General features: G+C 74.1%; 22 protein-coding genes. 6 read left to right on the forward strand and 16 right to left on the reverse strand.

Translation table 11 applies throughout. The features are described from left to right. Positions 1 to 13 precede the first annotated feature (13 nt). Both ABNG04_RS07255 and npdG read right to left on the reverse strand, forming a co-directional pair. On the reverse strand, positions 14 to 856 hold the full coding sequence (locus ABNG04_RS07255; protein WP_297886783.1) for a polyprenyl synthetase family protein: 843 nt from the start codon (positions 854 to 856) through the stop codon (positions 14 to 16). 141 nt (positions 857 to 997) lie between these two features. Further along, complete coding sequence (npdG, locus tag ABNG04_RS07260; protein ID WP_371161335.1) at positions 998 to 1,666, reverse strand: NADPH-dependent F420 reductase; 669 nt, start codon at positions 1,664 to 1,666, stop codon at positions 998 to 1,000. Positions 1,667 to 1,769: 103 nt separating this feature from the next. Here npdG and ABNG04_RS07265 point away from each other — a divergent pair, with 103 nt between their 5' ends. Then, positions 1,770 to 2,075 (forward strand): MazG-like family protein, encoded by a 306-nt coding sequence (locus ABNG04_RS07265; protein ID WP_371161337.1) that lies wholly within the window; start codon positions 1,770 to 1,772, stop codon positions 2,073 to 2,075. 84 nt (positions 2,076 to 2,159) lie between these two features. Continuing rightward, positions 2,160 to 2,330 carry a hypothetical protein gene (locus ABNG04_RS07270; protein WP_371161339.1) on the forward strand — a complete coding sequence of 57 codons (171 nt, stop codon included), beginning with the start codon at positions 2,160 to 2,162 and terminating at the stop codon, positions 2,328 to 2,330. Between the two features lie 57 nt (positions 2,331 to 2,387). Here the strand turns inward: ABNG04_RS07270 and ABNG04_RS07275 are convergent, their stop codons facing one another. From ABNG04_RS07275 to ABNG04_RS07285, 3 genes are all read right to left on the reverse strand, one after another. Next, positions 2,388 to 4,082 (reverse strand): methyl-accepting chemotaxis protein, encoded by a 1,695-nt coding sequence (locus ABNG04_RS07275; protein ID WP_371161341.1) that lies wholly within the window; start codon positions 4,080 to 4,082, stop codon positions 2,388 to 2,390. 115 nt (positions 4,083 to 4,197) lie between these two features. Continuing rightward, on the reverse strand, positions 4,198 to 6,273 hold the full coding sequence (gene fdhF / locus ABNG04_RS07280; RefSeq protein ID WP_371161343.1) for a formate dehydrogenase subunit alpha: 2,076 nt from the start codon (positions 6,271 to 6,273) through the stop codon (positions 4,198 to 4,200). Between the two features lie 82 nt (positions 6,274 to 6,355). Continuing rightward, complete coding sequence (locus tag ABNG04_RS07285) at positions 6,356 to 7,306, reverse strand: hypothetical protein (protein ID WP_371161951.1); 951 nt, start codon at positions 7,304 to 7,306, stop codon at positions 6,356 to 6,358. A 186-nt stretch (positions 7,307 to 7,492) separates the two neighbouring features. Between ABNG04_RS07285 and ABNG04_RS07290 the strand changes: the two genes are divergently transcribed. Then, complete coding sequence (locus ABNG04_RS07290) at positions 7,493 to 8,188, forward strand: helix-turn-helix domain-containing protein (protein WP_371161345.1); 696 nt, start codon at positions 7,493 to 7,495, stop codon at positions 8,186 to 8,188. Positions 8,189 to 8,202: 14 nt separating this feature from the next. Here the strand turns inward: ABNG04_RS07290 and trxA are convergent, their stop codons facing one another. The 10 genes from trxA to ABNG04_RS07340 form a co-directional block, all read right to left on the reverse strand. After that, entirely contained in the window at positions 8,203 to 8,685 is a 483-nt protein-coding gene (trxA, locus tag ABNG04_RS07295; RefSeq protein WP_371161347.1) for a thioredoxin, read from the reverse strand. Between the two features lie 61 nt (positions 8,686 to 8,746). Continuing rightward, entirely contained in the window at positions 8,747 to 10,402 is a 1,656-nt protein-coding gene (locus ABNG04_RS07300; protein WP_371161349.1) for a cobyric acid synthase, read from the reverse strand. A gap of 19 nt (positions 10,403 to 10,421) precedes the next feature. Continuing rightward, the gene (locus ABNG04_RS07305) at positions 10,422 to 11,186 is read right to left on the reverse strand and encodes a cob(I)yrinic acid a,c-diamide adenosyltransferase (RefSeq protein WP_371161351.1); all 765 of its coding nucleotides are present in this window, start codon (positions 11,184 to 11,186) and stop codon (positions 10,422 to 10,424) included. Further along, entirely contained in the window at positions 11,183 to 11,947 is a 765-nt protein-coding gene (locus tag ABNG04_RS07310; RefSeq protein ID WP_371161353.1) for an adenosylcobinamide amidohydrolase, read from the reverse strand. Before ABNG04_RS07310 ends, ABNG04_RS07305 begins: the two co-directional genes overlap by 4 nt. Next, a complete protein-coding gene (locus tag ABNG04_RS07315) occupies positions 11,940 to 13,034 on the reverse strand; it encodes an aminotransferase class I/II-fold pyridoxal phosphate-dependent enzyme (RefSeq protein ID WP_371161355.1) in 1,095 nt (364 codons plus the stop codon). Before ABNG04_RS07315 ends, ABNG04_RS07310 begins: the two co-directional genes overlap by 8 nt. Beyond that, complete coding sequence (locus ABNG04_RS07320; RefSeq protein WP_371161953.1) at positions 13,031 to 13,795, reverse strand: NTP transferase domain-containing protein; 765 nt, start codon at positions 13,793 to 13,795, stop codon at positions 13,031 to 13,033. Before ABNG04_RS07320 ends, ABNG04_RS07315 begins: the two co-directional genes overlap by 4 nt. Next, positions 13,795 to 14,598 (reverse strand): adenosylcobinamide-GDP ribazoletransferase, encoded by an 804-nt coding sequence (gene cobS, locus ABNG04_RS07325; protein WP_371161357.1) that lies wholly within the window; start codon positions 14,596 to 14,598, stop codon positions 13,795 to 13,797. Before cobS ends, ABNG04_RS07320 begins: the two co-directional genes overlap by 1 nt. After that, the gene (locus tag ABNG04_RS07330; RefSeq protein ID WP_371161954.1) at positions 14,589 to 15,575 is read right to left on the reverse strand and encodes a CobD/CbiB family cobalamin biosynthesis protein; all 987 of its coding nucleotides are present in this window, start codon (positions 15,573 to 15,575) and stop codon (positions 14,589 to 14,591) included. The genes cobS and ABNG04_RS07330 overlap by 10 nt, the downstream gene beginning before the upstream one ends. A 71-nt stretch (positions 15,576 to 15,646) precedes the next feature. Further along, on the reverse strand, positions 15,647 to 16,990 hold the full coding sequence (locus ABNG04_RS07335) for a cobyrinic acid a,c-diamide synthase (RefSeq protein ID WP_371161358.1): 1,344 nt from the start codon (positions 16,988 to 16,990) through the stop codon (positions 15,647 to 15,649). After that, the gene (locus tag ABNG04_RS07340) at positions 16,987 to 18,108 is read right to left on the reverse strand and encodes a nicotinate-nucleotide--dimethylbenzimidazole phosphoribosyltransferase (protein WP_371161359.1); all 1,122 of its coding nucleotides are present in this window, start codon (positions 18,106 to 18,108) and stop codon (positions 16,987 to 16,989) included. The genes ABNG04_RS07335 and ABNG04_RS07340 overlap by 4 nt, the downstream gene beginning before the upstream one ends. A 359-nt stretch (positions 18,109 to 18,467) precedes the next feature. On the opposite strand from ABNG04_RS07340, the gene ABNG04_RS07345 reads away from it, so the two are divergent. The 3 genes from ABNG04_RS07345 to ubaA all read left to right on the forward strand — a co-directional run bounded on the left by ABNG04_RS07345 (position 18,468) and on the right by ubaA (position 21,494). Further along, on the forward strand, positions 18,468 to 19,058 hold the full coding sequence (locus tag ABNG04_RS07345; protein ID WP_049931415.1) for a 50S ribosomal protein L15e: 591 nt from the start codon (positions 18,468 to 18,470) through the stop codon (positions 19,056 to 19,058). Between the two features lie 191 nt (positions 19,059 to 19,249). Further along, positions 19,250 to 20,572 carry a DUF4864 domain-containing protein gene (locus ABNG04_RS07350; protein WP_371161362.1) on the forward strand — a complete coding sequence of 441 codons (1,323 nt, stop codon included), beginning with the start codon at positions 19,250 to 19,252 and terminating at the stop codon, positions 20,570 to 20,572. 109 nt (positions 20,573 to 20,681) lie between these two features. Further along, positions 20,682 to 21,494, forward strand: coding sequence for an SAMP-activating enzyme E1 (ubaA, locus tag ABNG04_RS07355; RefSeq protein WP_371161364.1), 813 nt, complete (start codon positions 20,682 to 20,684; stop codon positions 21,492 to 21,494). Between the two features lie 19 nt (positions 21,495 to 21,513). On the opposite strand, the gene ABNG04_RS07360 is transcribed toward ubaA, so the two are convergent. Then, entirely contained in the window at positions 21,514 to 21,939 is a 426-nt protein-coding gene (locus ABNG04_RS07360; protein ID WP_371161366.1) for a DUF7577 domain-containing protein, read from the reverse strand. Positions 21,940 to 22,020: the final 81 nt, after the last annotated feature.

The following is a 22,020-nucleotide window of genomic DNA, read 5'->3' on the forward strand; positions in this document are numbered from 1 at the left end:
GGACCGCCGCTCTCTACCGCTCCCGCACGACGACGAACTCCGCCAGGTCGCGCAGGTACTCGATCGCCTCGGTCTCCGGCGGGTCGGCGTCGTCGAGGGCGGCGAGCGCGCGCTCCGACTCCGACCGCGCGCGCTCGTTGATCTCCTCGGGCGACAGCGACGTGACCTGGAGGACGCTCGGCCGGTCCATCTCCGCGTCCTGTCCGGTCGGCTTGCCGAGGTCGTCGGCGTCGGCGGTGGCGTCCAACACGTCGTCGCGCATCTGGAACGCGACGCCGACGCGCTCGGCGTACTCGCCGAACGAGTCGACCGCGTGCGGGTCGGCGTCGCCGGCGACCGCGCCCAACTCGGCGGCGGCGCGGAACAGCGCGCCCGTCTTCCGCCGCGCGAGCTCCATGTACTCCGCCTCGTTGGTCGGGCGGGCGGCGAGTTCGGTCGCCTCGCCCTCACCGAGCTCGACCATCGCCTCGGCGACGGTGCGCATCGCGCGCGGCTCGGCGGAGAACAGCGCGAACGCCTCGCCGAGCAGGCCGTCGCTCGCGATGATCGCCGGGCCGTAGCCGAACTCCGCCCACGCGGCGGGGGTGCCGCGGCGGACCTCGGAGCGGTCGATGATATCGTCGATCACGAGGGAGGCGTTGTGGACGAACTCGATGCCGGCCGCGAAGTCGACCGCCTCCTCGGGGTCGCCGTCGAACGCCTCGCAGGCGAGGACGGTCACCGCGGGCCGGACCCGCTTGCCGCCCGCGAGGACGACGTGCCCGACGTCTTCGGACAGCTCGTCGGGCTCGACGTCGTCGATGACCGACTCGATTCGGTCCTCGACCAGCCCGACCCGACGCTGCAAATACTCCATCTACCGTTCGGAGGGGCCCGGCGCGCAAAGGCCTAACGGAACGTCGTCCGAGGGCGAGATTCGAGCGACGGCGACGCGATCGGTCCGCGCTTCGTCGCCGCTCGCCCTCCGGTCGTTCCCGGACCCCCTCGCGCTCGCCCGCTACTGGAACCGGACGCCGAGGTCGTGAAGTCCGTCGTTGTTCGAGCCGACGTTGATGAGAAGCGGGGTCAGCCCCTCGATCTCGGGTGCGTTGGCGATCCCGCCCGCGTCGAACGCGCGGAGTCCTTCGATCGCCTCGGCGATGTCCGCGACCGTCCGCTTCGCGTCCTCGTCGTCGCCGATGACGAGCGTGTCGATGCCGAGGTCGGCGTCGAGGTCCCCCAGCCGCGCGGCCGCGAGGTTGTGGAACGCGCCGACGACGGCGACGCCCTCCGGCGCCGCGTCGGCGACGATCGCGGTCACCGAGCCCGCGCCGGGCTTGTGGTAGTGGAACCCCTCCTCGTCGCGTTTCATCCCGGTGGCCGGCGAGACGAGCACATCGCCGTCGTCCAGCGACGACGCCACCGCCTCCACGGTGTCGCCGACGTGGTACGGCGGGACCGCGAGGACGACGATCCGGGCCTCGGCCGCGACCGCGGCGTTCTCGCCGCCGGTCACCGCGGCGTCGAGCCCGCGGCGCTCCAGTTCGGCGGTGTACTCCTCGGCCGCGGCCTCGGCCTTCTCCGCCTCGCGCGACCCGACCGCGACCCGGTGCGGAGTGTCCGCCGCCAGCCGCAACGCGAGTCCCTCGCCGATGTCGCCGGTGCCGCCGAGTATCGCGATCTCCATACGCACGGTGGGGTCGCTCGCGTCTTAGGGGTTGCGTGACCGGCCGTCCTCGCCACCGTTCGGAACGGCAGGATTCTTCATCGAGGCGTGGGAGGCGACGCGTATGGACGAGCAGGACGACGTGGCCGCCTTCGTCGCCGAGCACGGGCTGGAGACCGACCTCGCGCACCGCGTCCTCGACCTCGAGAGCGAGGTCGGGGAGATCGCCAAGGAGGTGAACACCTCCACGGGCTACGGGAGCGACCCGGACGCCGCCGCGGTCGCGACCGACGAGGTCGGCGACGCGCTGTTCGCGCTGCTCGCGCTCGCCGAGACGGCGGACGTCGACGCCGCCGCGGCGCTCGACGAGTCGCTGGCGAAGTACGAGTCCCGGATCGCGTCGTCGGGGGAAGCCGGGTCCGGGCAATAGCGACCCGCCCGGTGACGCCGGGTCAGCCTGGCAGCGGCGTCGACGTGGGCGTCGGTTCAAGTGCGTCGGCCGCCTACCGGAGGCATGACCGATACCCCGTCGCTCGCGCTCCGCTACGTCGCCTGCGACGCCTGCGAGACGGTGTTCGCCCGGGCTGACGCCGCCGCGGCGCCGGACGCCTGCGACCGGTGCGGGGCCCGCGCGCTCCGCGAGCTCTCCGACGTGCGGGGCCCGGACGCGTACTTCTCGCCCTGAGTCCGGCCCGCGAGCCGGGGCTCCCGCGCCCCCGACGCGCCGGTCACCCTGACCGGCTCACCGGAGGTCGTCCATCTCCAGGTCGCCGGCCGCGACCGCCTGTAACTCCTCGTCGGAGAGACGGTCGATCACGAACTCGGGCATCCCTTCCGGCAGCCCCGCCGGGATCGACCGGCCGCCGTCAGTCACCGACGCCGCTTGGAAGTCGTCGTCGCCGCCGTCGACGGACAGCCGGCGCACGCTGCGTTCGACCTCCTCGACCGCCGCGGACTGGCACTCGCTCTCGTCCGCGAGCTCTCCCATCCGCTCCGAGATCTGATTCGACTGCTCGACCACGCCGTCGATCGTCGCGGCGATCTCCTCGGCGGCCGCGGCCTGCTCGTCGGTCACGTCGGAGACCTCGTCGATCCCGTCGGCCGTCTCCGTCACCGCCTCGGCGATGGCGGTGAGGCTCTCCGTCGCGTCGCCGACGCGCTCGCTCCCCTCCTCGACCCGGCCCGTGGTCTCGGAGAGGCTCTCGACCGTCTCGTCGGTGTCGGTGCGGATGCCGTCGACCATCGACTCGATGTCGCTCGCGTGCTGCTGTGACTCCCCCGCGAGCGACTTGATCTCGTCGGCGACGACGCCGAAGCCGGCGCCCGCGTCGCCGGCCCGCGCCGCCTCGATCGAGGCGTTCAGGGCGAGCAGGTTCGTCTGGTCGGCGATCCCGTTGATCGCGTCGACGAACTCGTCGATCTCCTCGACCCGCTCTTGGAGCGCCTCGACGTCGTCCGCCACCTCGTCGACGGCCGCGCCGATGTCGTCCATGGCCGCCGCGGCGTCGTCGGCCGCGTCACGGCCGTCCTCCGCGAGGGCCTCCGCCCGGCTGCTCGTCCGGTCGACCTCGTCGGCGGTCGACGCCACCTCCTCGACCGTCGCCGAGAGGTTCGCGACCTCCGAGGAGATCTCGGCGACCCGCTGCGACTGGTCTTCGGCCGCGTCGCCGACGTCGGCGGCGCTCTCGGCGACGTCGCCCGCCGACTCGCGGAGGTCGCCGATCGGCCCCTCGACCTCGGCTTCCACTTCCGTCATCAGCTCCTCGTTCCGCTCGACGGCCGCCGAGAGCTTCTCGCTGTATGAGTGGATGTACGTGTCCGTGACAACCTGCATGTCGAGGTTGACGATCCGGAGGACGGAGAGCAGGTCCTCGATCGCGTCGTCGACCTCTGCCTCAACCGCTGCCGCGGTCTCGTCGTCGACCGTCCCGCCGTCGTCGGGGGCCAGCCGGTCAGTGACCGAGTCGACGAGGCGGTCGCCGATGAGCGGGAGGATCAGGTCGTAGTAGACGCCGTACTGCCCGAGGTAGTGTTTCATCGGCATCTCCAGCATGTCGTGGATCTTGCCGATCCGCGCCCGGTCCGCGAAGTACTCCGTCCCGTACTCGCCCCCCGCGAGCGTCACGAGGTACGCCGACTGGGTCCGTTTGAGCCGTTCGAGCCCCTTGTCGGACCGATTGAACACCTCGACCGTCTGATCGTGCTCGGTGAGGTTCTCGTAGAAGTCGTCCGCAATCTGCTCTGCGTTCTCAGCGAACGCGTCCTCGTACCGGCTCAGTCGCCGCTCGTCCTCGGCGTCGAAGCCGACGAACTCCTTTCGCCACGCGATCTCGTCCCCGTCGAGCCCGATCTCGTCGACCAGCTCGTCCACGTCGAGCCCGTCGTTCAAGCCGCCCTGACCGAAGTCGTGCCGGCCGTACTCTCCCGATGTAGCCATACTGAGACCTCTCCGCTTGGGTTATATAAACGGCCACCCCCCAGGTCTCACGGTTGATACCGGAGATTCGTGCCGCCTATCCGCGACGGACGGCCGATCCCGCGTCGGCGCCCGTTTAATCGGCGCCGGCTGGGTCGTCGTCGGCCGTCGGTTCGACCGCGACGCCCGAGTGTTTGAACTCCGGGATCTTCGCCTCCGGATCGAGCGCGTCGCCCGTCAGCGCGTTCGCGAGCGGGTCCGCGTAGTGGAAGGTACAGAACGCGACGCCCTCGCGTACCGCCGGCGTGACGGCCGCCGTCGCCTCGACGCTGCCGCGCTCGTTCGAGACGGTCACTCGGTCGCCGTCGTCGATCCCGCGCTCGACCGCGTCCGTCGGGTTGATCTGGAGCGTGTCCTCGCCACGCATCGCCATCAGCCGGTCGGAGCGCCGGCTGAGCGCCCCGCTGTTGAAATGTTGGAGCACGCGGCCGGTCGTCAGCGTCAGCTCGCCGGCGTCGAGCTCGTCCGCGGGCGGGACCGGGTCGACGACCGCGAGCGGGGCGGTGCGCTCGCCCGTCGCGAACGTCTCCGCGTGTAACACGTCGGTGCCGGTCCCGTCGCTCGCCGAGAACGGCCACCGCTGGGAGCCGTCGCCGATCCCCTCGTAGCTCATCCCCTCGTAGATGGACGCGACACGGGTCAGCTCGTCGAAGACGGCTTCCGGGCCGTCGTAGTCGAACGCCTCCGGGCGGTCGGTCAGCCGCCGGCTGAGGTCAGTGAGGATATCGAGGTCGCGCCGCGCGTTCCCCGGCAGGTCGGCGTTCGGTCGCATCCGCATCACGCGCCGGTCGGTGTTCGTCACGGTGCCGGCCTTCTCGGCCCACGCGCTCCCCGGGAGGACGACGTCCGCGTGCGTCGCCGTCGCCGTCTCGAACAGGTCGATGACGACGCAGAAGTCGAGGTCCTCGAACGCCGACGCGACCGCGGTCGCGTTCGGCTCGGTGACCGCCGGGTTCTCGCCGAAGACGACCGCCGCGCGCACCTCGTCGCCGAAGCGGTGGGTCGCCTCCACCTCGGTGAGCCCGGGCTCGCTCGGCGGCTCGACGCCCCACTCGTCGGCGACCCGCTCGCGCGCGGCCGCGTCCGTCACGGGCTCGTAGCCGGGCAGCACGCTCGGCAGCCCCCCGACGTCGCTCGCGCCCTGGACGTTGTTCTGCCCGCGCAGCGGGTTCACGCCCGTCCCGGGCCGGCCGACGTTGCCGGTCAGCAGCGCGAGGTTGAGCAGCGCGTGGACGTTGTCGGTGCCGCAGCGGTGCTGGCTCGTCCCCATCCCCGTCACGATCGCGGCGCGGTCGGCCTCGCCGTACGCGCGGGCCGCCTCGCGGATCGCCTCGGGGTCGACGCCGGCCGCCTCGGCGTTCGCGGCGACGTCCACCGCGGCGAGGCGGTCGCGGAGCCGGTCGAACCCGGTCGTGCGCTCCGCCAGGAACGCCTCGTCGACAAGGCCCTCCTCGACGAGGACCGCCGCGATCGCGTTCGCCACCTCGATGTCGGTCCCGGGGCGCAGCGGCAGGTGGACGTCGGCCGCCTCGGTCGTGTCGTTCGCGCGCGGGTCGACGTGGACCAGCGTCGCGCCGTCGCGGATCGCGGGCAGGAGGTACGACCGGAACGCCACGGGGTGTTGCTCGGCCGGGTTCGCCCCGTTGACGAACAGGCAGTCCGTCTCCCGCAGGTCGTCGAGCGTGTTCGTCATCGCGCCGGCCCCAAACCGCTCGCTCATCGCGGCGACGGTCGAGGAGTGACAGAGCCGGGCGCAGTTGTCGACGTTGTTCGTGCCGAGGACGCGCGCGAGCTTCTGGAGCACGTAGTTCTCCTCGTTCGTGCAGTTCGAGGAGGCGAAGAACTGGACGGCGTCGGGTCCGTGTCTGTCGACGACGCCCCCGATCCCGTCGACGACGCGGTCGAGCGCCTCCGCCCACGGCGCGGTGACGAAGCGCCCGCCGTGCCTGACGAGCGGCTCCGTCAAGCGGTCCTCGTGGTCGACGACGTCGAATGCGGCCGCCCCCTTCGGACAGATCTCCCCGCGGGCGTTCACCGCCCCCTCGACGCCGGTCGCGCCGCCGCGCTCGGCGTACTCGATCTGACAGCCGACGCCGCAGAACGGACAGACGGTGGGGTTCGACTCGAACTCCCGCCCGGTCGGATCGGTCATCGGCGGTCCGTACGCGCCCCACGCCCCTCCGAACACTCCCGGCGTAGCGTGGCCTTTTATCAGCTCTTCACCCCGGCGGCGGTCACCCCGTCACCGCGTCGCTCCCTGTCGGCGCGAGCAGCCGGCCCAGTGACAGGACGCCGGCGGTCGCGAGACAGGCGGCGAACGCGATGGTGCCGAGCTTCCCCCCGAAGCCGACGAAGTACGGGGTCGCGCCGACGAACGCGACGCCAGCGGTCCCGCCGGCCAGCAGCATCGCGCCGGGGCCCGGGATCCGCGCCGGCGCGGCCATCCCGGCGAACGACGCGCAGAAGGCGACGGCCGCGACAGCGTCGCCGCCGGCGAGGAGCGGCGGGCAGGCCAGGCCGGCGACGAGGCCGACGACCGCGGAGCCGACGACGGGGCCGTAACCGAGCCGGACGCTCACGGCGAACGTGGCGAGCGCGGCGACGGCCGCCGCGACGACGAGCCCCGCCGCGGCGGTCGGCTCCGGGACGGTCCCCGTTCCGGGGGCGAGCCCGCCGAGCGCGGCCACCGACAGGCAGCCGACGAACGCGGTGGTGCCGAGCTTCCCCCCGAATCCGTTGAAGACGCGCTTCGCGAGCACGAAGACGACGGCGGCAGCGATCCCCGCGGCGGCCACCGAGCCGAGGTCGGCGCCGGCCGCCGGGGTCGCCATCCCGACGAACGAGCCGCAGTACGCGGGGGCGTCGTACGTCTCGGTCAGGAAGGCCGCGCAGAGGCCGACGAGCGCGGCCGCCACGACCGGCCCGACGCCGACCCGGACCGAGGTGGCGTAGGTGACCGGCGCCGCGACGGCCACGGCGGCCGCGTTGCCGAGGTCGGTCCGCGTCAGCTCGAACCCCTCTATCCGCAGCGCTTGCCGCGCCTCCGCGAGGACCGCGTATCCGAAGGCCGTCGCAGCGAGCGCGCCGACGAGGGCGACGACGAACGATCCGGCGCCGCTGCCCGTCACCGTCGCCGGATCCCAGCCGACCGCGGTCGCCGACCCGGCGATCGACGCGACCACCATCCCGGCTCCGGCGGCGGCCAGCGCGCCCGCTCCGACCGCGTGAATCGCTCGGTTCACGGCCGCGACTCCGGGCCGCGGACCGATACCGACCGCCCCCCAGTACTGCGGGTGTTCTCGGCGGTTCAGACGGGGCGTCCCGTCCGTCGGGGATCAGGCCTTTGTGTCCGTCACTCCAATTCCGACTAGATGGGAACCGGAGAGCAATCGCCGGCGGACGGCTCCGGGAGCACGCCCGACGGCGTCCGCGCGGGTGTCGCGATCCACGGGACCACCAACTGCCCGGTCGTCGCCGCCTCGACCGTCCACGACGGCCCGATCACCGGCGTCAACTGGACCCACGCGGGCGACACGCACACCGAGGAGTTCCGCGCCCGCGACCCGGACGCGGTCGACCGCGCGGAGGGGGTCCCCGAAGCGGCGTCGGTCGTCGACCTTGGAGACGAGCGCGTCTACCGGTACGACCGCCCGCGCGAGGGGGAGTGCGCCTGCCGGATCATCGAGGAGCTGGACTGCCCGATCGCGGACGCCCGCGCCGAGGACGGGGTGTTGCTCCTCACGCTTCACCTCCCCAACCTCCAACGGCTTCGGGACGTCGTCTCGGCGCTCGACGGTACCGCGGAGCGCGTCGAGGTCCGGTACCTCGTCCAAGGCGCGGCGCGCGGCGACGGGGTGTCGGACCGCACCCTCGTCGACCGCGGCCGGCTCACCGACCGCCAGTGCGAGGTGCTCCGGACGGCCTACCGCATGGGGTACTTTGAGCGTCCCCGCGACGCCAACGCGCGCGACGTGGCCGACGCGCTCGACATCGCGCCGTCGACGTTCGCCGAACACCTCGCGGCCGCACAGCGGAAGCTCTTGGAGGAGACGCTCGCCGCGAACTGACGACCCGGCCCGCCTCAGGCCGCGTGTTCGTCGATCGCCGACTCGAGCGTCGCGCGGTCCTGCGCGCCGACGAACCGGTCGACCGCCTCGCCGCCCGCGTACAGGACGAGCGTCGGGATGCTGCGCGCGCCCAGCTGCTGGGCGACCGCCTGGTTCGCGTCGACGTCGACCTTGGCGATCGCGGCGTCAGTCTCGGCCGCGAGCGCCTCGATAGTTGGCTCCATCATCTGACAGGGACCGCACCAGTCGGCGTAACAGTCCACGAGGACGACGTCGTGGTCGTCGACCGTCCGCTGGAGTTCATCCGTCCCGTTCACGTGGATCGGCTCGCTCGGCGTCGCCGCCCCGCCGTCGTCCGCCCCTACTTCGGTATCGTCGAGCGTCTCGCCGTCACCGAGGCGCGCTTCCAGCTCCCGGCGCTTCCGCTCGCGAATGCGCTCTCGCTCTGTCTTCGCGTCGTCTCCCGTCGGATCGTCCGTCTCGGCTGCGTCGCTCATGCGACTGTATTGGGCTTATCGAACAATATACTTTCCGCCACCGGATCGCGCTCGGGGGCGGCTACTCGCGCTCCGGCCCGCGCCGGTCGGCGGGTCCCGCCAGCCGCGTCAGCCCGGCGGCCGCGAAGTCCACGTTGTCCGCGACGAGGTCGGCGGCGCGGTCGAACGGGGACCGTCCGCCCGCCGCCGGGTCCGGGCGCGTTCGGCCGGCCTCCGCGAAGACCGCCTCGACGAAGGCGTCCCGCACGGCCGTCGTCTCGAAGAGGCCGTGGAGGTACGTACCGAGGACGCGGTCGGTGGCGACGCTCTCGGCACCGAGCGGCTCCGTCGTCCGCGGCGGCGGCGCGGTGTCCCGCTCCGCGTCGCCGAGGATACGCGTTCGGCCGGCGCGGATCTCGTACCCGGTCGCGCGACCGTCTGCGCCCGCGATCGGCCCGACGCCGTCGACGGCGCGCTCGACCCGCTCGACGCGCTTCTCCGTCGCGAACCGCGTCTCGACGGGCAGGATCCCGACCCCCGGCACCGTCTCGCGGTCGCCGACGCCCTCGACGGCCGCGTCGACGAGCCGCTCGCCGAGCAGCTGGTAGCCGCCGCAGACCCCGATCACGGGGCCGTCGAACGCGCGCAGCGCGTCGTCGAAGCCGGCCTCCCGGACCGCGAGCAGGTCGTCGACGGTGTTCTTCGATCCCGGAAGGACGATCGCGTCGACGCCGTCGAGGTCGGCGTCGAGCGGGAGGTAAGCGACCCGGACTCCCGGCTCGCGCGCCAGCGGTTCGAGGTCGGTGAAGTTCGAGATCCGCGGGAACCGCGGGACCCCGATCCGCACGGCCCTCTCGTCGGGGACGCCGTCGTCGCCGCCGAGGACGCCGCCGTCGCCGCTGCCCTCGCCGATGCCGCCGCTCCCGTCTCCGCCGGTCGCCGCGTCGGGCAGCGAGAGGCTGTCCTCCGCCGGGAGCCCCGGGTCATCGTGCGGGACGACGCCGACGACGGGCACGCCGGTGCGCGATTCGATCTCGTCGATTCCGGGTTCGAGAAGGGCGGGGTCGCCGCGGAACTTCGTGATCACGGCACCGCGAACGCGGTCGCGGATGTCGTCGGGGAGGAGTTCGAGGGTTCCATAGAGGCTCGCAAACGCGCCGCCGCGCTCGATATCCACCGCGATCAGGACCGCCGCGTCCGCGAACCGGGCGCACTCGACGTTCGCGAGGTCGCGGTCGTGGAGGTTGATCTCCGCGATGCTCCCCGCCCCCTCCGCGACGATCACGTCGTGGTCTGCCGCGAGGCGCTCGTGGGCGGCGACCGCGGCGTCGCGGGCATCGTCCCAGTGGTCCTCGTAGTACGCCGACGCCGGGGCGTTCACGACCGCCTCGCCGTCGACGATCAGCTGGCTCTCGCCGCCGCCGCGGGGTTTGAGCAGGACGGGGTTCATGTCGGTCGTCGGCACCGTCTCGGCCGCCCGCGCCTGGACGTGCTGGGAGACGCCGACCTCGCCCCACTCGCCGTCGGGCGCGAGCGCGACCCGGGCGTTGTTGCTCATGTTCTGGGCCTTGTACGGCGCGACCGACACGCCTTGCCGTGCGAGCAGTCGACAGAGGCCGGCCGCCAGCGTGCTCTTCCCGACGTGGCTCGCGGTGCCCGCGATCAGGACCGTGTCGGCGTCGCGCTCCGGGTCCGCCTCGGCCCCACCGTCGCCCTCGCCCGCGCCGGCGTCGCTCACGGTCGCGTGACCCCCATCGTCAGTACTCCGTTCCCCGGCGGGCGCGTTGCCCGTCGTCGAACGGGTGCGCGACCTTCCGGACGTTCGTGATCAGGTCGGCGACGCCGTCCAAGTACGCGGGCTCGGCGTGGCTCCCGGTGAGGACGAGTTCGAGGTCCTCGGGCTTCGACTCGGCGAGACGGACGACGTCGTCGGGGGCGACGAGCCCGCGGTCGGCCGCGTACAGCAGCTCGTCGAGTATCAGCATGTGGACGCCCGCTTCCGGGTCTCCGTCGAGTGCGAGCGGCTCGGTCAGGTCCGCGTCCGCGGCGCCCGCGACGAGCGCCTCCGCGCGGTCGAAGGCGGCCGCCGCCTTCGCCTCGTGCTCGTCGTCTGCCGACCCGTCGAGCAGGCCGTGCCAGCCGTAGTGGCCGGCGTTCTCGTAGGTGAACCCCGGCACGGCCGCAATCGCGTTGTACTCGCCCCTGACGCCCTCGACGCTGTCCGCGCCGCCCTTCATGAACTGGAGCATGTGGACGCGGTAGCCATGGCCCGCGGCCCGGAAGCCCATCCCCATCGCGGCGGTGGTCTTCCCCTTGCCGTCGCCCCAGAACGCCTGGACCAGCCCGAACTCCTCGGGGGCCGCGGGCTCGATGGGCTCGGGCTCAGGGGCCGCGCCGCCGCCCGGAGTGCGGGTGCGGTCGTGCTCGGCCTCGCTCGGTGCCTCTTCGCCGGCGTCGGTCTGTGTCTCCCCGTTGCCGTCGGTCGATGCCTCGTCGTCGGTGTCGTCGTGGTTCGTAGTCATGGGTCGAAAACCTCCGCCCGGTCGTCGGTGACGACGCCGTGTTCGGCGTCGGCCGCCGGCCCGGGCACGTCACCGTCCGGGTACCGCGACCGCAGGCTCGCGCGGACCGCGTCCCGGACGCAGGCGCGGGCCGCCCCGCCGACCGCCGTGGCGCTCCCGGAGAACTCGGCCGGCTCGCCCGCCGGGTCGTCGGCGACGACGACGGCGTCGCTCGTCGTCCCCGGGATCCCCGCCGCCGCGAGCAGCGTCGCGGTCTTCGCCTCGGCCGCGACCGCGACGAGGTTCGCCGCGGCCCCCGGGCCGAGCCGCCGCGTCGCGCCGACGATCAGGTTCACCGTCCCGGGCGGGTCGACCGGGGAACCGGCGGCGTCGGGCCCCGAACCGCCGCCCTTACGATCCTCCGCCGGCTCCATCGGGAGCATCGCGGGGTTCGAGAGCCCGACCGTCGCGTACGCGACGACCGGTCCGAGTCGCGCACCGCGCGCGTGCTCCATCGAGACGCCCGTGAACAGCGTTGGCGGCGCGTCGCGGTCGGCCGTCGAGTCCCCCGCACTCCGCACAACCTCATCGTCGGCGAATCCCGCCCGCGCCAGCCGCTCGTCGCGGTAGGTCCGGAGGTCCGTCCGGGCGAACCCCTTCGGGACGGTGACGTTGTACGCGGTCGCCGCCCGCGACCGCCCGCCGTCCCACCCGGTCGAGAGCCAGCGCGTCTCTGGCCGGCGGAGCCGGAGGACGCCCTCGCTGACTGTCGCCTCAAACATCGCCGGCTTCACCTCCGTCGCCGTCTCCGGTCCCGGCGTCCGCTTCGTCGCCGTCTTCTATCTCGCCATCCTCCTCGTCGCCGACGCCGAGCGCCGCGAGGAGTCGGTCGTTCTCCGCCGGGCGGCGGACCGCGACCCTGACGTGCGAGCCGAGGCCGCGGAACGTCCGCGCGTCGCGGACGGCGACGCCTCGCTTCCGGGCGCGCTCGACGACGCGGTCGACGTCGCGGTCACCGACGTCGACGAGCAGGAACGGTGCGTCGCTCGGCGTGACGTCGTACCGGTCGCCGAGGGCGTTCCGCAGCCGCTCCCGCTCGCGGCGGACGCGGTTGCGGGTCTCGCGGACGAACGCCGGCTGCCGCAGGCAGTACTCCCCGGTGGCGAGCGCCGGGGCGCTCACGTTCCACGCGCGGCGCGCGCCGCGCAGCGCCGCGCCGAGCTCCCCCGTCGCGACCGCGAAGCCGGCCCGGATCCCGGGGAGCCCGAACAGCTTGGTGAGCGCCCGCGCGACGACGACGCCGTCGGTGCCCGCGAGCGACTCGCGGTCGGTGAACCCGAGGAACGCCTCGTCGACGAGCAGCACGGTGTCGGCCGCGCGGCAGCGCTCCGCAAACGCGAGCAGCGACTCGCGGTCGTAGCCGGTCCCGGTCGGGTTGTTCGGCGTACAGACGACCGCCAGCGCGTGGCCACGCGGGTCGGCGTCGAGGATCGACTCGGCGTCGACAAACGACGGCTCGCCGTCCCGGAGCCGGACCTCGCGGGCGTACTCGCCGAAGCTCGGCGCGGGGAGCAGGGCCGTGTCGCCCGGGTCGACCGCGAGCGCGATCGCCGTCCGGATCGCGGCCAGTCCGCCCGGCGTCGGGACCACGTGCTCGGACTCGCAGTCGACGAAGTCGGCGGCGGCCGCCCGGAACGCGCCCGGCGGCTCCGGCGGGTACGTCCGCGCCGTCTCGAAGGCCGCGCGGTAGACGCGCTCGACGCCCGCCGGGACCTCGGGGTTCGTGTTCGCGCTGAAGTCCAGCAGGTCCGGGTCGTCGGTACTCCCGTGGGGTTCGCGTCCGAGCGCCGCCGCGCGCTCGCGATTCACGACCGGTCACCTCCTTCGCCGGCTCCGGGCTCGCCGAGCCACTCGACTCCGCCGCTCGGGAGGACGGACGCGTCCCGGTCGCCGGCGAGGATCCGCTCGGCGAGCCGGCGGTCTCCGGGGCGGTTGACGTTGAGCGCGAGGCGCGCGTCGCGGGTCGCGTAGACGGCCTCATCGCCAGCGCCGTCGAGCGCGCCGACGACGTTGACGCCGGCCGGGACGCGCTCCTCGGGCGCTCCCCCGTCCCCGCCGAGCGCCTCGTCGCCACCCGCTCTGTCGTCTCCCGCACCGTCATACCGCGTCACGGCGTCGGCGCTCGCGCCCAATCCGCGCTTGCGCGCGGCGGGGATCCGGACCGACAGCGAGTCGGCCCCGGCGGTGGCGTGCGCGTCGAGGACGGCGTCGACCGCCGGCCCGTCGAGCAGCGGGAGGTCGACCGCGACGGTGAGGACCGGCGCTTCCGGGCCGTCGGCCAGCGCCGTCCGAAGGTCCGCGACGTACCCGTCGCCCGGCGTGTCGACGACGACGACCTCGACCGACCCGTCGGTCCGTTCAGCGCCGTCGCCGACCCGCCCGCCACCGCCCGCCCGTTCGCCCAGTCGCTCGCGGGTCCGCGGCGTGTGCGGCGAGACGGCCGCGTACGCGGTCTCGACCCGGCTCGCGGCGAGGGCGTCGAGGGTCCGGTCGACCATCGACCGCCCGGCCACCGGCGCGAGCGGCTTCTCGCCGTGGCGGTCGAGCCGCGTGCCGCGGCCGCCGCACATCACGAGAGCGTCCACGCGATCACCCCCGCGTGGAGCCCGACGACGCGGGCGATCTCGTTCGTCGCGCCGAGCACGTCGCCGCTGACTCCGCCGAGTCGCGAGCGCGCCCACGCGAACGCGAGCGCGGCGACGACGGTCGCGGCGGTGAACACCCCGGCGACGACGCCGGCGCCGCCCGACCCGAGAACGGCCCCCCCGGCCAGCGCCGCGGGCGTCGTCACGAGCGCGACGCCCGCGAGCATCCGGGGGCCGGAGGCCGCGGTCAGCGCCGACCCGAGCCCCTCGTGCGGGGCGTCGCCGAGGCAGACGAGCGCCGCCGTCGCGGCCTTCGCGCTCACCTCCGCGAGGACGACGAGCGCCACCGCGTCGGCGAGCGACCGGGTCGCGACGTCCGCGACCGCCGCCCCGGCGGCGACGAGGCCGACGAGGACCAGCGCGAGCGCGACCGTCCCGCCGACGCCGAGCGCGGAGTCCTTCAGGGCCTCCCGGCGCCGGTCGGCGTCGCCGTGGACGACCGCCGCGTCGCCGACGTCCGCGACGCCGTCGAGGTGGGTGATCCCGGTGACGAGGGACAGCCACGCGGCGAACGCGACGCCGACCGCGAGCGACTGTACGCGGACCGGCGCCAGCGCGGCCGCGGCGACCGGGAGCGCGACGAGCGCGCCGATCGCGTACCCGACCGCCGGCATCGACGCGGGCGTCCGCCGGAACGCCTCCCAGTCCTCGTCGGTGCGGCCGACGGGGATCCGAGAGAGGAACCCGAGCGCGCCGCGGAGCGCCGCGACCGGTCCCGTCAGGACCACGCGACCACCCCCGCGAGCGCGAGGAGCCACGCCCCCGCGGCCGCGACCGCGACCCCGCCTGCGACGCCGACGAGCCGCACGGCGTCGCGGGCGGCCGCGGCCGACGGCGGCTCTGGGCCCCCGTCGAGGACGTACGCGCCGGGCTTCTCCAGACGGACCCCGAGCGCCGTCGCGGCCGTCGCCATCGGCCAGCCCGAGTTCGGCGACGCCGGTTCACGGGCTAGCGACCGCGCGCGCCGCAGGCTCCCGGGCGACCGCGCCGCGACAGCGAGGCAGCACGCCGCGACCCGCGCCGGCAGGAACATCGCGGCGTCGTCGAGCCGGGCGCTCGCCCAGCCGACCGGCTTCGACCGATAGCCGAGCATCGAGTCGAGCGTGTTCACCGCCTTCACCCAGGCCGCGGCCGCGACCCCCGCGACCAGCGCGGTTTCCGCGGTCGCGGCGCTCCCACCGACCGTGGCCGTCGCGCCGGCGACGAACCAGACGAGGGGGGCGACGAACCCGTCCGCGAGGTTCTCGGCGGCGCTCTCGACCGCGGCGCTGCGGAGCGCGGCCGGGGAGAGGTTGGCCGGGTCGCGTCCGACGAGCGCCCGGACCGACTGTCGGGCGGCGTCCGGATTGGCCTCGGTCTCGGCGACGACCTTGCCGGTCACGTCGAGCAGCATTCTGAGGCTCGCGACCGAGAAGCAGACGCCCGCCGCTGCGGCGACGGCGACGACCGGAACCCCGCCGACTCGCAGGCCGTGCGCCGCGGCGACCCAGACGATCCCGGTACAGACCGCGGCCGCGGCGAGGGGAAGCACCACCGCGACCGCGACGCCGACGAGCCGCGGGCGGGCCCACTCCCGGTCGAACCGCCCGACGAGGGTCCCGAACAGCGCGACCGGGTGGACGCGGCGCGGCGGCTCCGACACCGCGAGGTCCAGCGCGACGGCGAGCGCGACCGGCGCGAGGAGCGTGACGGCCGGGGCGGCCAGCGCGGCGGCGGGTTCGGCGACGAGGGCGGCGACGGCCGGCTCGGTGGCCCCGGCTAGCTCGGCGACTCCCGTCACCCTTCCACCTCGTCGAGGAACGCGTCGAACGCCCCGCTCTCGGGGTGGACGTGGCAGTACGTCCCGAGCGTCCGGTGTTCGGTGAGCCCCTCGCGGTCGCCGTCGATGCCGGTCCCGCGCTCCACGTCGAACGCGAACCGGGCGTCGGACGCCACGTCGGCCGCGGAGTAGTGGAACTCGTGGCCGCGGAGCCGCGCCCCGGCGTCCGCGGTGAGCGCGCCGCGCCGTGCGCGGAGTTCGACGTGGTTGAGCGCCTGATACCGCTCGCGGCGCTCGACGCTCGCGGGGAGGACGCCCGCCATCTCGTGGGCGTCGCCGTCGGCGGTCGTCAGCGTCTCCGCGAGCGCCATCAGCCCGCCGCACTCGCCGAGGACGGGCGTTCCCTCGGACGCGGCGTCAGCAATCGACCCCAGCGCCGGTCCGTCGGCGAGCGCAGCGGCGTGGAGTTCCGGATAGCCGCCGGGGAGGTAGACGCCGTCGCAGGGCGGGAGGTCGTCGCCGGTCGTGGGCGCGAAGGGGACCACCGTCGCGCGCTCGGCGAGCAGCTCGCGTGTGGCCGGGTAAATAAACCGGAAGGCCGCGTCGTCCGCGACCGCGATCCGCGGAGAGTCGCCGCGATCTCCGCGGTTCCGTCCGTCGTCGCCGCCCGCGGCTCCAGCGTCCGGGTCGGTCACCGGGAGCGTCGGCTCGCGCGCGATATCGAGCAACCGGTCGGTTCGCAGCGTTTCGGCGGCCGCGTCGAGCGCCGCGTCGTCGAGCGGGGCCTCCTCGCCCATCTGGAGTCCGAGGTGTCGGTCGGGGATCTCTAGGCCCTGGTGAGGCGGGACCCGGCCGCAGTAGGCGATCGAGTTCGGAAGCGCCTCGCGGATACCCGCCTCGTGACGGCCGCCGTGTGCGCGCTGGGCGACGACGCCGACCACGTTGAGGTCGTGCGGCGTCCGGTCGGCGTACTCGGCGAAGCCGAGCGCGGTCGCCGCGACGCTCTCCATCCCGGCGCTCGCGTCGACGACGAGGACGACCGGGAGGTCGAGCCCGGCGGCGACCCCGGCTGTGCTCGCGGCGTTGCCGTCGTACAGCCCCATCATCCCCTCGACGACGCAGAGGTCGCCGTCGCCGCGGGCGTAGTTCCGCCGGAGACCGTCGTCCCCCTGAAGCCACGGGTCGAGGGTGCGCGACGGCCGCCCGGCGACGCGGGCGTGGTGGCTCGGGTCGATGAAGTCCGGCCCCGCCTTCGCGGGCTGAACGGTCCGATCGGCGTTCTCGAACGCGCGGATCGCCGCGAGGGTCGCGACCGTCTTGCCGATCCCGGAGGCCGTGCCGGCGAGGACGAGCCCCCTCACCGCCGGTCGCCTCCGTTCGCGGCGGCGGGTCCCTCTCCGCCGTCGGCTCCCGCGTCCTCGGCGAGCAGTCGTTCGGTCACGGCGGCGACCCTCTCGCGGACGGCGTCGTCGTCGACCCCGGCGCGCTCCGCGAGCGCGAGCGCCCCGCCCATGCCGACGCCCTCTTTCGCCTCGCCGCGGGCGTACGCCGCCATCGCGGGGTGGTCGCCCTCGTCGAACCTGGGATCGGCCGCCGCGAGGGTTAGGTCGAGGTCGGCGGCGAGCGCCGCGAGGTCGGCGGTCGGGTCGTCCGCGACCAGCGACGTGGTCGCCAGCGGGAGCCGCCGGTCGACGCCGGCGTGGCGGGCGAGCGCCGCCGCGGCCGCGAGCTGGGTGCCGCCGGCGAGGGTGACGTCGATCCCGGCGTCCGCGCAGCCGACGACGAGGCCGGCGACCGCGGCGAGGACGGGGTCGCCCGCCAGTCGGACCGCCTCGATCGGGTCGCCGGCCGCGTCGCCCGGAGCGAGCCCGCTCGCGTCCACCCCCTCGTCGACGACGCGGCGCTTCCGCTCGATCGGGTTCGCCGGCAGCGACGAGGAGACCGCGGCGCGCTCGCCGAGCGCGGTCAACGCCCCGAGCGCGGTGGTCGTCCCGCCCGGGATCGTCTCCGCGACGAGCAGTTCGGCGGGCTCGTCGGCCGGTCCGCTCTCCGGGTCGCCTCCGCGTCCGTCACCGCTCGTCGGCGCGGCGAGCTCCGGTGCCAGCGCGCGAGCCCGCTCGAAGACGCTCGCCGCCTCCGGGACGGGCTCGGGGTCGCGGACGTCGCCGCCGGGCGCCGCACCGACGTCGCGGACCGTCGCCGCGGTGGGCGCTCCGAGCCCGGCGTCGACGAACTCGACCGGCAGGGCCTCCGGGCCGAGCAGCTCGCGGACCGCGCGGGTGACGACCGCGGGGGTCGGACACCCCGTCGGACTCACCGGCACGGGCGAGTCGGGCGCGGGGCGCCCCGACTCGACGATCTCGAGGTCCGCGCTGGGCGTGTGAACGCGCAGCTCCGGGTCCGCGCCCGCGGCGCTGATCCCGTCGACGGCGGCCGTCTCGGTCGTCCCCGCGACGACCACGAGCCTCACGGCTCCCACCGGAACCCACCCCCGTCGCACCCGCGTACCGCCGGCGCGGCGTCGAAGTGTACCACTACCGGTTCATCGATACAACTGGACTTTAATCGATCGACGCGCGGCGACCGACCGAGCGCGTCGACCGCGCGTTCCTCGCGAGTTTGCCGACGCAACGTCTCGCCACGCCGTGCGACGGCCCCTCACGCGACCCGCGGAGCGAAGCGGTTAAGGGCGGACCGCGGGAACTCACGCTAACTCGCTGGTGCGGACACAGCGGGCACTCGCCGCCGGGACCGCGGTCGGACCGACCGCCGCGCCGGCCCGGGACGAGACGACATGTGGCCCCTCGCGGCTGAATCGCAACCGTCCGCGGACACACAATGGCACGAAGCTTCTACTCGCACATCAAGGAGGCGTGGCGGTCCCCCAAGGAGGGGAAACTAGCGGAACTGCAGTGGCAGCGCAAGCAGGAGTGGCGCGACCAGGGCGCCATCGAGCGCATCGAGCGCCCCACCCGGCTGGACAAGGCCCGCGAACTGGGCTACAAGGCCAAGCAGGGCGTCATCGTCGCCCGCGTGAGCGTCCGCAAGGGCGGGTCGCGCAAGCAGCGCTTCAAGGCGGGCCGCCGCTCGAAGCGTCAGGGCGTCAACCGCGTCTCGCGCCGCAAGTCGATCCAGCGCATCGCCGAGGAGCGCGCCTCGCGGAAGTACCGGAACCTCCGCGTGCTCAACTCCTACTGGGTCGGTGAGGACGGCTCCCAGAAGTGGCACGAGGTCATCCTCGTGGACCCCGCCCACCCCGCGATCGAGAACGACGACGACCTGAACTGGATCTGCTCGGACGACCACAAGGGTCGCGCGTACCGCGGCCTCACCTCCGCCGGGACCAAGGGCCGCGGCCAGCGCAAACGCGGCAAGGGCACCGAGAAGACGCGCCCGAGCGTCACCTCGAACGACCGGCAGGGCAAGTAACGCCGCCGACGTTCGGTTCTCGTTTTTTCACCGACCGCGTCGCCGAGCGGACGCGCCGTTCGTCGCCCCCGTTTCGCGACGCGCTCGTCGTCTACCGCTCCCGACGCTCTCCCCCGTCGCGACCGCGAAGCCGGCGGCGCAAGAGCAAAGACATCGCGTCACATACCAACTGTAGTCATGGCGATCGCCACGTGACCGGGACCTCCCCAATTCCGCCCGACGCGTTCGCGAGCGCGCTCGAGTCGCTCGACACGGACGCGCTCGCGACGCTCGTCGCCGACGCGTACGCGGCGACCGCCGACGCCGCCGACGCCGATCCGCCCCGAGTGACTGTGCGAAACGGGGACCAGCGGACCGAACTGCTCGTCGCCTCGGCCGCGGACGGGGGCGTCCCCGACGGCCGGGCCGACGCCCTCGTCGTCGCGAGTGACTCGCTGCTCGACGACGCGACGCTCGACGACGCGACGGTCGTCTCTCCGGCGGACCTCCGACAGCGGCTCCTGTACGCCGTCCCGCCGGCGGCGGCGAACGATATCGCCGAGCGGGTCCTCGGCGTCCCCGTTCGGTCCGCGTCGTACGACGCGGTCGCTCCCGAGGCCGGCGGTGCGACCGATTCCGGCGACGGATCGGTAGCCACCGACGACGAGGCGACCGACCACGTCCCGACTGTCGACGACGCGAGCGGCAACGACACGCCGGGTGACGGCGACGCAGGCAGTCTCGCCGGCGCGGCGACGGCTGCCGGCGCGTCGCGAGCTGACGACCGGCCGGGCGGCCCCGCCCCCGAGACACCCCAAGGCGGTGAGTCGGGCGACGATTCGACCGCCGACGAAACGAGCGATCGACCGGACCGCCGGACCGTCGTCGCCGCGATTGCCGTCGTCGCGCTCCTCGTCGCGGCGGCCGGGGCCGGGTTCGCAGCCGGCGCCGCCGGGATCGGTGGGCCGGGCGGGATCGCCGGCGTCGGCGACGACGGGGCGATCGACTCGCCGTCCGATGTGGACGGGGCCACTGACGACGGCGACGACGCGAGCGGCACGGACTCGGACGGCGGGAACACCGTGTCGGTCGCCGACGGCGACCCGACCGGCGAGGCCGCGCGGAACACGGCGCTGTCCCCGACCTGCGAGCGGTCCGCGCTTCAGGTCGTCCAGATCCAGATGAACGCGCTCCGGTACAACGACAACGCGACGAACGACGGCATCCGGACCCTCCGGTCGTTCGCGTCGCCGGAGAACAGGCAGGTCGTCGGGCCCGTCGGCGAGTACGTCGAACTGTTCGAGACCGCCCGGTACGGCCCGATGCTCACGTACGACACCGCGGAGTACTCGGTGCCGGAGATCACCGACGGGACCGCCGCGGTCGAGGTCGTCACGCGCGAGAACGGCACCGTGACCGGGCGCTACGAGTTCCGCCTCGTCCGGGTCGGCGGCGGGAGCGCGACCACGGACGGCTCGCTGGGCAGCGTCGACGACTGCTGGATGACCGACGCCGTGGCGGCGTCGGCGGAGTGAGCGCCGGCGTCGGGTCCGAAGCCGTCGCCGACGGAGCGAGCGTCGGCCGCGTCGCGTCTCGGTCGCCGCCGGGAACACGATTATATCCGCGCCGGCACTGGTCGGAGGCATGAGTCTCTCCCTCGACGCGACCCAGCTCGACCGCTACTCCAGACACGTGATCCTGGACGACGTCGGTCCGGAGGGGCAAAAGCGGCTGCTCGACGCCAAGGTCCTCGTCGTCGGCGCGGGCGGGCTCGGCGCGCCGGCGATCCAGTACCTCGCCGCCGCGGGCGTCGGCACGATCGGCATCGTCGACGACGACGTCGTCGAGCGCTCCAACCTCCAGCGACAGGTCATCCACGGTGACGACGACGTGGGGCGGAAGAAGGTCGACTCCGCCGCCGAGTTCGTCGCCGACCTCAACCCCGACGTCGACGTGGAGCGCCACGAGCTGCGGCTCGACGCGAGCAACGCCCGCGAGCTGATCGCGGCCCACGACGTGGTCGTCGACTGCTCGGACAACTTCGCCACCCGCTACGTGGTGAACGACGCCGCCCGCATCGAGGGGGTCCCGGTCTCCCACGGGGCCATCTACAAGTTCGAGGGGCAAGTGACGACGCTCTCGCCCGACGGTCCCTGCTACCGCTGTCTGTTCCCCGAGCCGCCGGAGCCTGGGACGGTGCCGGACTGCGCCAGCACCGGCGTCCTCGGCGTCCTCCCCGGGACGGTCGGCTGCCTCCAGGCGACGGAGGCGGTGAAGCTGATCATGGACGTCGGCGACCCGCTCGTCGGCCGGATGCTGTTCTACGACGCGATGGACCTCTCCTTCGAGACGGTGCCGTACGCGCGCAACCCGGACTGCCCGGTGTGCGGCGACGACGGCATCGACACCATCGACGGGATCGACTACGCCGCCGGCTGTCAGATCGACGCCGCCTGACGGCCTCCTCTGACCGCGCTCACAGCGACCGGTCGGCCATCGCGGTCCCCGCGGTGACGCCGCCCTCTCCGTCGACGAACCCCGACTGCGCACACCACCGGCAGTACCGGTAGCCGGCGCGGTTCTCGGCGCCGCAGTGCCGGCAGACGACCGTCTCCCCGTCGGCGTCGAGCGGCGGCGGGCCGTCCCCGTTGTCGGCGTCGAGCGGCGGCGGGCCGTCCCCGTCGTCGGCCTCGTCCGCCTCGTCGGGCCCCGGGTCCCGGTCGATCGCGAGCGCCGGCCCGACCTCGCCGTCGCCGTCCGCGTCCGACGACTGGGTCGCGACCGAGCCGAACAGCTCCGCGGGGTCGCGGTTCCGCCGGACGAGCAGCCACGTCACCGCGAGGTTGATCGCCGCCACCCCGACGAAGATGGCGGCGAGCGGCAGGAGCTGGTCTCCCGTCATGTGTGTCGTGTTACCACTCCAGCCGCTTGTGTCTGACGGTGAGCCCCCTCCCGCGTCCGGCGGGACCGCTCCAGAGTACTC

The organism is Halorubrum miltondacostae (assembly GCF_041379815.1).
Taxonomy (GTDB): domain Archaea; phylum Halobacteriota; class Halobacteria; order Halobacteriales; family Haloferacaceae; genus Halorubrum; species Halorubrum miltondacostae.

What these genes read in the sequence shown, in the direction of transcription:
- ABNG04_RS07255 (WP_297886783.1), bottom strand. Translation starts at nt 856, where the DNA reads ATGGAGTATTTGCAGCGTCGGGTCGGGCTGGTCGAGGACCGAATCGAG.
- npdG (WP_371161335.1), bottom strand. Translation starts at nt 1,666, where the DNA reads ATGGAGATCGCGATACTCGGCGGCACCGGCGACATCGGCGAGGGACTC.
- ABNG04_RS07265 (WP_371161337.1), top strand. Translation starts at nt 1,770, where the DNA reads ATGGACGAGCAGGACGACGTGGCCGCCTTCGTCGCCGAGCACGGGCTG.
- ABNG04_RS07270 (WP_371161339.1), top strand. Translation starts at nt 2,160, where the DNA reads ATGACCGATACCCCGTCGCTCGCGCTCCGCTACGTCGCCTGCGACGCC.
- ABNG04_RS07275 (WP_371161341.1), bottom strand. Translation starts at nt 4,082, where the DNA reads ATGGCTACATCGGGAGAGTACGGCCGGCACGACTTCGGTCAGGGCGGC.
- fdhF (WP_371161343.1), bottom strand. Translation starts at nt 6,273, where the DNA reads ATGACCGATCCGACCGGGCGGGAGTTCGAGTCGAACCCCACCGTCTGT.
- ABNG04_RS07285 (WP_371161951.1), bottom strand. Translation starts at nt 7,306, where the DNA reads ATGGTGGTCGCGTCGATCGCCGGGTCGGCGACCGCGGTCGGCTGGGAT.
- ABNG04_RS07290 (WP_371161345.1), top strand. Translation starts at nt 7,493, where the DNA reads ATGGGAACCGGAGAGCAATCGCCGGCGGACGGCTCCGGGAGCACGCCC.
- trxA (WP_371161347.1), bottom strand. Translation starts at nt 8,685, where the DNA reads ATGAGCGACGCAGCCGAGACGGACGATCCGACGGGAGACGACGCGAAG.
- ABNG04_RS07305 (WP_371161351.1), bottom strand. Translation starts at nt 11,186, where the DNA reads ATGACTACGAACCACGACGACACCGACGACGAGGCATCGACCGACGGC.
- ABNG04_RS07310 (WP_371161353.1), bottom strand. Translation starts at nt 11,947, where the DNA reads ATGTTTGAGGCGACAGTCAGCGAGGGCGTCCTCCGGCTCCGCCGGCCA.
- ABNG04_RS07320 (WP_371161953.1), bottom strand. Translation starts at nt 13,795, where the DNA reads ATGTGCGGCGGCCGCGGCACGCGGCTCGACCGCCACGGCGAGAAGCCG.
- ABNG04_RS07345 (WP_049931415.1), top strand. Translation starts at nt 18,468, where the DNA reads ATGGCACGAAGCTTCTACTCGCACATCAAGGAGGCGTGGCGGTCCCCC.
- ubaA (WP_371161364.1), top strand. Translation starts at nt 20,682, where the DNA reads ATGAGTCTCTCCCTCGACGCGACCCAGCTCGACCGCTACTCCAGACAC.
- ABNG04_RS07360 (WP_371161366.1), bottom strand. Translation starts at nt 21,939, where the DNA reads ATGACGGGAGACCAGCTCCTGCCGCTCGCCGCCATCTTCGTCGGGGTG.